The following is an 8,421-nucleotide window of genomic DNA, read 5'->3' on the forward strand; positions in this document are numbered from 1 at the left end:
CTGTGCCGCGGGCGCGGCGACCGGGCCTGCCGGTGCCATGCCGCGGGGCGCCGCCGCGCGGCGCGCCCCTCGCGCAAGCCGCTGCGCGTCGTGCCGCCTGTGCTGCTCTTGGACCTCTCCCATCCGCCGCCCTGTCCGCAGGCGCCGCCCGTCCCCTCTGGACCCGCCCCCGCGACCGGACCAGAGAGGATGACATGCACGAACCCCGCACGACCCACACCAGAGAGATCGAGTTTCCCGTCGAGGGCCTGAGCTGCGCCGCCTGCGTCGGCCGGGCCGAGCGCGCCCTCACCGCCGTGTCGGGCGTGGCGGGGGCGAGCGTGAACCTCGCCACCCGCCGTGCCCGGGTGCGGCTCGATGACCCGGCCGCGGTGACGCCGGCGCTCGCCGCGCTCGAGCGGGCGGGCTATCCGGCGGCGCTGAGCACCACCCGGCTGAGCGTCGAGGGGATGACCTGCGCGAGCTGCACCGGCCGGGTCGAGCGGGCGCTGACCACGCTGCCCGGCGTGACCGGAGCGGCGGCGAACCTCGCCACCCGCTCGGTCAGCGTCACCCACGCCCCCGGCGTCTCGCCCGAGGCGCTCGCCGGGGCGGTGACGCGGGCGGGCTATCCGGCGACGGCGCCCTCGGACGGCGCGCCGGCCCCGGCGGTCCCCGACGAGGCCGCCGCGCTGCGCCGCCGGTTGATCCTCGCCGCGGTCCTCACCCTGCCGGTGTTCGTGGCCGAGATGGGCGGGCACATGATCCCGGGCTTCCATCACTGGCTGATGCACCGCGTCGACGAACAGGTGCTGTGGCTCGGGCAGATGCTGCTGACGCTCGCCGTGCTGGTCGGGCCGGGGCGGGGGTTCTTCGCCCACGGCATTCCGGCGCTGCTGCGCGGGGCGCCCGAGATGAACAGCCTCGTGGCGCTCGGCGCCGGCGCGGCGTTCCTTTATTCCAGCGTGGTGACGCTGGCGCCCGGCCTGGTGCCGCCCGAGGCGCGGCACGTCTATTTCGAGGCCGCGGCGGTGATCGTCACCCTGATCCTCATGGGCCGCTGGCTCGAGGCCCGCGCCCGCGGGCAGGCGGGGCAGGCGATCCGGCGGCTGGTGGAGCTGGCCCCCGCCACCGCCACCGTGCTGCGCGGCGGGGCCGAGGTCGAGCTGCCGGTGGCCGAGCTGGTGCCGGGCGATCTGGTGCGGCTCAAGCCCGGCGCGCGCGTGGCGGCGGATGGCGAGATCACCGAGGGCGAGGGCGCCATCGACGAGGCGATGCTGACCGGCGAGCCGGTGCCCGCGGTCAAGCGGCCCGGCGACCCGGTGACGGGCGGGACGGTCAACGGCCCCGCGGCGCTGACCTATCGCGTGACCGCGACCGGCGCCGACACCGCGCTGGCCCGGATCGTTCGGCTGGTCGAGGACGCGCAGGCCACCAAGCTGCCGGTGCAGGCGATGGTGGACCGGGTGACGCGGGTGTTCGTGCCGGTGGTCATGGCGCTGGCCGCGCTGGCCTTTGGCCTGTGGCTGGTCTTCGGCCCCGGCCTCGCCCCGGCGCTGGTCGCCGGGGTGGCGGTGCTGATCATCGCCTGCCCCTGCGCGATGGGGCTCGCCGTGCCGGTCTCGATCATGGTCGGGACCGGGCGCGGGGCCGAGCTGGGCATCCTCTTCCGCCGCGGCGACGCGCTGCAGCGGCTGGCCGAGGCGCGCGTGGTGGGGTTCGACAAGACCGGCACGCTGACCGAGGGGCGCCCGGCGCTGGTGGCGCTTGAGACCGAGGGCATGGACGAGGCCGAGGCGCTGCGTCTGGCGGCCGCGGCCGAGGCGTTGAGCGAACACCCCCTCGCCGCCGCGGTGCTGGCCGCGGCGCGGGACCGGGGGCTGGCGTTGCCGCAGGCCACAGGCGTCCGGGCGGCGGTGGGGCAGGGGCTCTCGGCCTCGGTCGAGGGGCGCGCGGTGCTGATCGGCAACGCGGGCGCCCTGACCGGGGCGGGCGTGGCGCTCTCCCCCCCGCTCGCCGCGCGGGCCGAGGCGCTGGCTGCCGAGACCGCGACGCCGGTGCACCTGGCGGTGGACGGCGCCCATGTCGCGGTGCTCGGCATGGCCGACCCGGTCCGCGCCAGCTCGGCCGAGGCCGTCGCGGCGCTGCACCGGCTGGGGCTCAAGGTGGCGATGATCTCGGGCGACGTGCCGGCGGCGGCCGAAGCCGTCGGGCGGCGGCTCGGGATCGACGACGTGACCGGGGGCGTGCTGCCCGAGGGCAAGCTCGAGGCGATCCGGGCGATGGGCCGGGGCAGCGTCTTCGTCGGCGACGGGATCAACGACGCCCCGGCGCTGGCGGCGGCCGAGACCGGCATCGCGCTCGGCTCGGGGACCGATGTGGCGATCGAGGCGGCCGAGGTGGTGCTCGCCTCGGGCGATCCGGCCGGTGTGGCCCGGGCGATCCGGCTGAGCCGCGCGGTGATGCGCAACATCCGCCAGAACCTGTTCTGGGCCTTTGCCTACAACGCCGCGCTGATCCCGGTGGCGATGGGGGCGCTGGTGCCGTTCGGCGGGCCGCAACTCTCGCCGGTGCTCGCCGCAGGCGCCATGGCGATGTCGTCGGTCTTCGTGGTGACGAACGCGCTGCGGCTCAGGCGGTTTGCCTAAGGCTGCGGGCCGATGAGGCTGTCGACCCACGCGGGGACGGTGGTCCCCGCAGGCCCGGCGATGGTGCGCTCGAACCGGCCCGGCGCGGTGGGATCGAGGTTCAGCTCGACCGTCTCGGCCCCCATCGCGGTGGCCAGATCGACGAAGCCCGCGGCCGGATAGACCTGGCCTGAGGTGCCGATGGCGGCGAACAGGTCGGCCTCGGCCAGCGCGGCCTCGATCCGGTCCATGTGATAGGGCATCTCGCCGAACCAGACGATGTCGGGCCGGGCGGCGGGGGCGCCGCAGGCCGGGCAGCGGGTGCCGCGCGGCATCGTCTCGGGCGCGGGCCAGCGGTGACCGCAGGCGGCGCAGAGCGCGCTGTCGAGCCGCCCGTGCATGTGGATCACGTCCCGCGCCCCGGCCCGGTCGAGCAGCGCATCGACGTTCTGGGTGATGAGCGTGACGCCCGCCTCATGGCTCAGCCGGGCCAGCGCGTGATGGGCGGGGTTGGGCGCCACCGCGGCCGCCGCGGCCCGGCGCAGGTCGTAGAACCGCAGCACGAGGTCGGGGTCGCGGGCAAAGGCCTCGGGCGTCGCCACGTCCTCGACCGGGTGCTGTTCCCAGAGCCCGCCCGCGTCGCGGAAGGTAGCGATGCCGCTTTCGGCCGAAAGCCCGGCGCCGGTCAGCACCACGATGCGGTCAGGGCGGCGGGCCATCGGCGCGGTCTTTCAGCGGCGAGCGTCAGCGGAAGGAATCACGGGAGCGCGTCAGCGCGCGCAATAGGCCTCGGCCGCGGCGGCGAAGTTCTTGTAGCGGTCCCAGAACTGGTTGTCGGACGCGCTTTTCGACATCCGCACATCCTGCGCCTGCTGGGCGTCGCGGAAGAAGCCCGCGGCGCGGCGCTGGTCGGCGCGCGACAGCGTCATGTCCGCGACCTGCTGGATGCAGCCGCAGAGCGCCGGGTTGCGGGCGCCGCGTTCGGACCGCACGCAGGCGTTGTCCACCGGCCCCGCGACCGCGAATGGCGCGGTCATCAGGATCGCGGCCACGGCCACGGCAGGCTTCAGCACCGATGATTTCAGCATGGCGTCAGGCTCCTGTCCCCGGGAAAGCTGCCTTGGCGGCAGTCGTTGGTGATGAGCTTCCGATACCAAATCCTCGGCGTTGCGACAATCGTCCCGATGTCGCAGGACACAAGCGGTAGGGTTTGCGCAGGCCGCCCACCAGATATTGTGGCATCCCGCGCGATCGCGCTCGCCTCACGCGCGAATCACCCGGGCGTGAGGCCCGCTTGCGCCGCGGCCGGGGGCGGTCTAGGCGCGGGACCATGCTGACCATCGGCCTCGATGCGGACGACACCCTGTGGGAGAACGAGGCGTTCTTCCATCTGACCCAGGACGATTTCGTCGCCCTGCTGTCCGACCATGCCGACCCCGCGACGATCCGCGCGCGGCTCTACGACACCGAGATCCGCAACCTCGAGATCTACGGCTACGGGATCAAGGGCTTCACGCTGTCGATGATCCAGACCGCGCTGGAACTGACCGGGGGCGAATTGCCCGGCCCGGTCACGGCCCGGCTGCTGGCGCTGGGGCAGGAGATGCTGCGCCACCCCGTCCGGCTGCTCGCGGGCGTCGAAGAGGCGCTGGCGGGGCTCGCCGGACACCGGCTCATCCTCATCACCAAGGGCGACGTGCTGGACCAGGAGCGCAAGCTCGCCACCTCGGGGCTGGCCGAGGCCTTCGACAAGGTCGAGATCGTCCAGCACAAGACGCCCGCGGCCTACCGTTCCGTGCTGCGCCGGGCCGGGATCGCGGCCGAGGGGTTCCTGATGGCGGGAAACTCGATGCGCTCGGACGTGCTGCCGGTGATCGAGATCGGCGGCCACGGGGTGCTGATCCCCGCGGCGCTCGGCTGGGCGCACGAGGACGCCGCGGACCCCGATCACCCGCGCTTCCACCGGCTGGACCGGATCGCCGCGCTGCCCACGCTGATCGCGCGGATCGAGGCGGGCGGCTGACGGCGAGCGGGACGGTCAGTCCAGCGGGACGGGGGTGTAGCCTTCGGCCGAGATCACCTCGGCGGCGCGGGCGGTGCCCAGCTCCTCGACCGTGACGATCTTGCTGGCGAGATCGGCGGTGGCGCGGCCGCCGGCCGCGGCGACGGCCTTTTCGATGGCGGCGGTGCAATGGCCGCAGGTCATGTCCTCGACGTGGAACCTCATCGCGCATCCTTTCCCGGCTTGACGCTGCGGAGGGACTCTAGCATCGCCCGGACCATGACCGCCAGCACCCGCCCCACCCCCACAGCGCCCGACCTCGGCAACCTGCGCGCCGCCGGCTGGATGACCGGCGCGATGGCGATGTTCGCGGTCGAGGATGCCGCGATCAAGGTGCTGGGCGTGCGGCTGGGCGCGGGGCAGATCGTGGCGGCGCTGGGCGCGGCGGGGCTGGCGGTGTTCTGGGCGCTGCTGGCGCGCGACGGTGGGCGGCTCTGGACCCGCGACCTGCTGCGTCCGGCGGTGGTGCTGCGCAACGCGGGCGAGCTGCTCGGCACGCTCTGCTTCGTCTCGGCGCTGGCGCTGAGCGACCTCGCCTCGGCCTCGGCGATCCTGCAGGCGCTGCCGCTGGCGCTGGTGATGGGCGGGGCGCTGTTTCTGGGCGAGCGCGTCGGCTGGCGGCGCTGGGCGGCGATCCTCGCCGGTTTTGCGGGCGTGCTGATGATCGTGCGGCCGGGCACGGCGGCGTTCCAGCCCGCCTCGCTGCTGGCGCTGGTGGCGGTGGCGGGGCTGGCGCTGCGCGACCTCTCGACCCGGCGGATGCCGCGCCACGTGCCGTCGCACCAGCTGTCGGCCTCGGCCTATGCGGCGCTGATCCCCGGCGGGCTGGCGCTGGCGGCGGCCGAGGGGCGTGCGATGCTGGTCCCCGACCGCGCCGAGGCCCTGGCCCTGGCCGTCGCGGTGCTGGTTGGCACGCTCGGCTACGCGATGATGGTCCGCGCCACGCGGGTGGGCGAGGCCTCGGCCGTGGCGCCGTTCCGCTATACCCGGCTGGTCTTCACCCTCGTCCTCGCGGTGGCGTTCTTCGGCGAGCGCCCCGATGCCGCGACCCTCGCCGGGGCGGCGGTGATCGTCGGGGCGGGCAGCTTTGCCATGTGGCGCGAGTTCTGCCGCGCCCGTGCCGCGGGGCCGCCGCCGGGCCCGCGCGTCTGACCCCTTCCCGCGTGGCCGTGGCCCCTGTATAGCCCGGCCATGACCGAGCTTTCCCTCATCCGCAATTTCTCGATCGTGGCTCATATCGACCACGGCAAATCCACGCTGGCCGATCGTCTGATCCAGATGACCGGCACCGTCGCCGAGCGCGACATGAAGGAGCAGCTGCTCGACAGCATGGACATCGAGCGGGAACGCGGCATCACCATCAAGGCCAACACGGTGCGGATTTCCTATCCCGCCAAGGACGGCCAGACCTACACGCTGAACCTGATCGACACCCCCGGCCACGTCGACTTCGCCTATGAGGTCAGCCGCTCGATGCGCGCGGTCGAGGGGTCGCTGCTGGTCGTGGACGCCTCGCAGGGCGTCGAGGCGCAGACGCTCGCCAACGTCTATCAGGCGATCGACGCGGGGCACGAGATCGTGCCGGTGCTGAACAAGATCGACCTGCCCGCGGCCGAGCCTGAGCGGGTCAAGGAAAACATCGAGGATGTGATCGGCATCGACGCCTCGGACGCGGTGATGATCTCGGCCAAGACGGGCCTTGGCATCCCCGACGTGCTGGAGGCCATCGTGACCCGGCTGCCGGCGCCCAAGGGCGAGCGCGACGCGCCCCTCAAGGCGATGCTGGTCGACAGCTGGTATGACGCCTATCTGGGCGTCGTCGTGATGATCCGGGTCATGGACGGGGTGATCCGCAAGGGCGACCGGGTGAAGATGATGCAGACCGGCGCGGTCTACGGCATCGACAAGCTGGCCGTGCTGACCCCGGCGATGAAGGACATCCCCGAACTGGGCCCGGGCGAGATCGGCGTCTTCACCGCCTCGATCAAGCAGGTCCGCGACACCCGCGTGGGCGACACCATCACCCATGAGCGGAAGGGCACCGACACCCCGCTGCCGGGCTTCAAGCCCGCCCAGCCGGTGGTGTTCTGCGGCCTCTTCCCGGTCGACGCCAACGACTTCGATGCCCTGCGCGACGCCATCGAGAAATTGGCGCTGAACGACGCGTCCTTCAGCTACGAGATGGAGACCTCGGCCGCGCTCGGCTTCGGCTTCCGCTGCGGGTTCCTGGGGCTCCTGCATCTCGAGGTGGTGCGCGACCGGCTCGAGCGGGAATACGACCTCGACCTGATCACCACGGCGCCCTCGGTCGTGTTCAAGCTCTACATGCGCGACGGCGAGGTGCGCGACCTGCACAACCCCGCCGACATGCCCGACCTGACGCTGGTGGACCATATCGAGGAGCCGCGGATCAAGGCCACGATCATGGTCCCGGACGAGTATCTGGGCGACGTGCTGAAGCTGTGCCAGGACCGCCGCGGCATCCAGCTGGACCTGACCTATGCCGGCAACCGGGCGATGGTCGTCTATGACCTGCCGCTGGCCGAGGTGGTGTTCGACTTCTACGACCGGCTGAAATCGGTGACCAAGGGCTATGCGTCCTTCGACTACCAGATCTCGGAATACCGCGAAGATCACCTGGTCAAGATGTCGATCCTGGTCAACGACGAGCCGGTGGACGCGCTGTCGATCATGGTCCACCGCGACCGCGCCGAGGCACGAGGCCGGGTGATGGTGGAAAAGCTCAAGGAGCTGATCCCGCGGCATATGTTCAAGATCCCGATCCAGGCGGCCATCGGCGGGAGGGTGATCGCCCGCGAGACGCTGGCCGCGCTGCGCAAGGACGTGACCGCCAAGTGCTATGGCGGGGATGCCACGCGGAAGAAGAAGCTGCTTGAGAAGCAGAAGGCCGGCAAGAAGAAGATGCGCCAGTTCGGGAAGGTGGAGATCCCGCAATCGGCGTTTATTTCGGCGTTGAAGATAGATGGGTGACCTAACCCTTTGATGTGTCAAAGATTCATAACCTGTTTGCTTCGCCGTACTCAATCTGCGAGTCTGCCAAGAAACGAGCAGACAAAGAGTCCAATATGAACAAGCAATTTGTTCTTTCACCCCAGCCGACGACTAAGCGTCGTGCGGACATCGAAGGGCCAGATTTCTATCCGACTCCTTCGTGGGCCACTTATGCCCTGATAGAAAATGAGAAATTTTCCGGCGATATTTGGGAGAGCGCTTGTGGGGATGGGGCCATGAGCACTGTTTTGGAAACTTTGGGTGTTCCGGTGCGCAGTTCCGATCTATTTGATCGGGGATATGGCGAGGCAGGTATTGACTTTACGGCATCCTCTGCGCGCCACTCAAACGTTATCACCAATCCCCCGTATAATCTTGCTGAAGAGTTCGTGGCGGCAGGTCTGAAGACTGCCAACAAGAAATTTGCGCTATTGCTTCGACTAGCATTCCTCGAAGGGGCCGCGCGGCAAAAAAAAATTTTCTCGAGAACGCCGCCATCTCGCGTCTGGGTATTCAGTGAGAGAATTACCTTCTATCCAAAAAATGTCGAACGTAAGGGCAGCGGGACGACGGCTTACGCGTGGTTTGTGTGGGACAAGGACAGTTCTAGTCCCACACAACTTTCTTGGCTGCCGACAGGAATCAAGAAACGCTATTCCTAAATGACTCGTTAGCGGAGTTTAGCAGCGAAGGAGCGGCCCGTTTTAGTTAGCGTCCAACTTTCGGAAAGAGGGTCGTAGT

At 70.4% G+C, this 8,421-nt stretch carries 8 protein-coding genes; 5 read left to right on the top strand and 3 right to left on the bottom strand.

The genetic code is table 11. The features are described from left to right. Positions 1-194 precede the first annotated feature (194 nt). Entirely contained in the window at positions 195-2,627 is a 2,433-nt protein-coding gene (locus ACFHYO_RS00835; RefSeq protein ID WP_394317652.1) for a heavy metal translocating P-type ATPase, read from the top strand. Here the strand turns inward: ACFHYO_RS00835 and ACFHYO_RS00840 are convergent. Beyond that, positions 2,624-3,325 carry an NAD-dependent deacylase gene (locus tag ACFHYO_RS00840; RefSeq protein ID WP_394317654.1) on the bottom strand — a complete coding sequence of 234 codons (702 nt, stop codon included), beginning with the start codon at positions 3,323-3,325 and terminating at the stop codon, positions 2,624-2,626. The two genes, ACFHYO_RS00835 and ACFHYO_RS00840, sit on opposite strands and share 4 nt — an antisense overlap. Positions 3,326-3,376: 51 nt before the next feature. Then, positions 3,377-3,694 carry a hypothetical protein gene (locus ACFHYO_RS00845; RefSeq protein ID WP_139305898.1) on the bottom strand — a complete coding sequence of 106 codons (318 nt, stop codon included), beginning with the start codon at positions 3,692-3,694 and terminating at the stop codon, positions 3,377-3,379. A 242-nt stretch (positions 3,695-3,936) separates the two neighbouring features. On the opposite strand from ACFHYO_RS00845, the gene ACFHYO_RS00850 reads away from it, so the two are divergent. After that, positions 3,937-4,629 (top strand): HAD family hydrolase, encoded by a 693-nt coding sequence (locus tag ACFHYO_RS00850; RefSeq protein WP_394317656.1) that lies wholly within the window; start codon positions 3,937-3,939, stop codon positions 4,627-4,629. 15 nt (positions 4,630-4,644) lie between these two features. On the opposite strand, the gene ACFHYO_RS00855 is transcribed toward ACFHYO_RS00850, so the two are convergent. Then, positions 4,645-4,833 (bottom strand): cation transporter, encoded by a 189-nt coding sequence (locus ACFHYO_RS00855; protein ID WP_036710783.1) that lies wholly within the window; start codon positions 4,831-4,833, stop codon positions 4,645-4,647. A 54-nt stretch (positions 4,834-4,887) separates the two neighbouring features. Between ACFHYO_RS00855 and ACFHYO_RS00860 the strand changes: the two genes are divergently transcribed. The 3 genes from ACFHYO_RS00860 (at position 4,888) to ACFHYO_RS00870 (ending at position 8,342) form a co-directional block, all read left to right on the top strand. Continuing rightward, complete coding sequence (locus tag ACFHYO_RS00860) at positions 4,888-5,820, top strand: DMT family transporter (protein ID WP_394317658.1); 933 nt, start codon at positions 4,888-4,890, stop codon at positions 5,818-5,820. 39 nt (positions 5,821-5,859) lie between these two features. Further along, positions 5,860-7,659, top strand: a complete 1,800-nt coding sequence (gene lepA / locus ACFHYO_RS00865) for a translation elongation factor 4 (protein ID WP_394317660.1) — start codon at positions 5,860-5,862, stop codon at positions 7,657-7,659. Positions 7,660-7,754: 95 nt separating this feature from the next. After that, the gene (locus ACFHYO_RS00870; RefSeq protein ID WP_394317662.1) at positions 7,755-8,342 is read left to right on the top strand and encodes a hypothetical protein; all 588 of its coding nucleotides are present in this window, start codon (positions 7,755-7,757) and stop codon (positions 8,340-8,342) included. The last annotated feature ends 79 nt before the right edge of the window (positions 8,343-8,421 follow it).

It is taken from the genome of Paracoccus panacisoli (genome assembly GCF_042435015.1).
GTDB classification, from domain to species: Bacteria; Pseudomonadota; Alphaproteobacteria; order Rhodobacterales; family Rhodobacteraceae; genus Paracoccus; species Paracoccus panacisoli.

Coding starts and splice junctions, on each gene's coding strand:
- ACFHYO_RS00840 (WP_394317654.1), bottom strand. CDS start 3,325: ATGGCCCGCCGCCCTGACCGCATCGTGGTGCTGACCGGCGCCGGGCTT.
- ACFHYO_RS00835 (WP_394317652.1), top strand. CDS start 195: ATGCACGAACCCCGCACGACCCACACCAGAGAGATCGAGTTTCCCGTC.
- ACFHYO_RS00855 (WP_036710783.1), bottom strand. CDS start 4,833: ATGAGGTTCCACGTCGAGGACATGACCTGCGGCCATTGCACCGCCGCC.
- ACFHYO_RS00845 (WP_139305898.1), bottom strand. CDS start 3,694: ATGCTGAAATCATCGGTGCTGAAGCCTGCCGTGGCCGTGGCCGCGATC.
- ACFHYO_RS00850 (WP_394317656.1), top strand. CDS start 3,937: ATGCTGACCATCGGCCTCGATGCGGACGACACCCTGTGGGAGAACGAG.
- lepA (WP_394317660.1), top strand. CDS start 5,860: ATGACCGAGCTTTCCCTCATCCGCAATTTCTCGATCGTGGCTCATATC.
- ACFHYO_RS00860 (WP_394317658.1), top strand. CDS start 4,888: ATGACCGCCAGCACCCGCCCCACCCCCACAGCGCCCGACCTCGGCAAC.
- ACFHYO_RS00870 (WP_394317662.1), top strand. CDS start 7,755: ATGAACAAGCAATTTGTTCTTTCACCCCAGCCGACGACTAAGCGTCGT.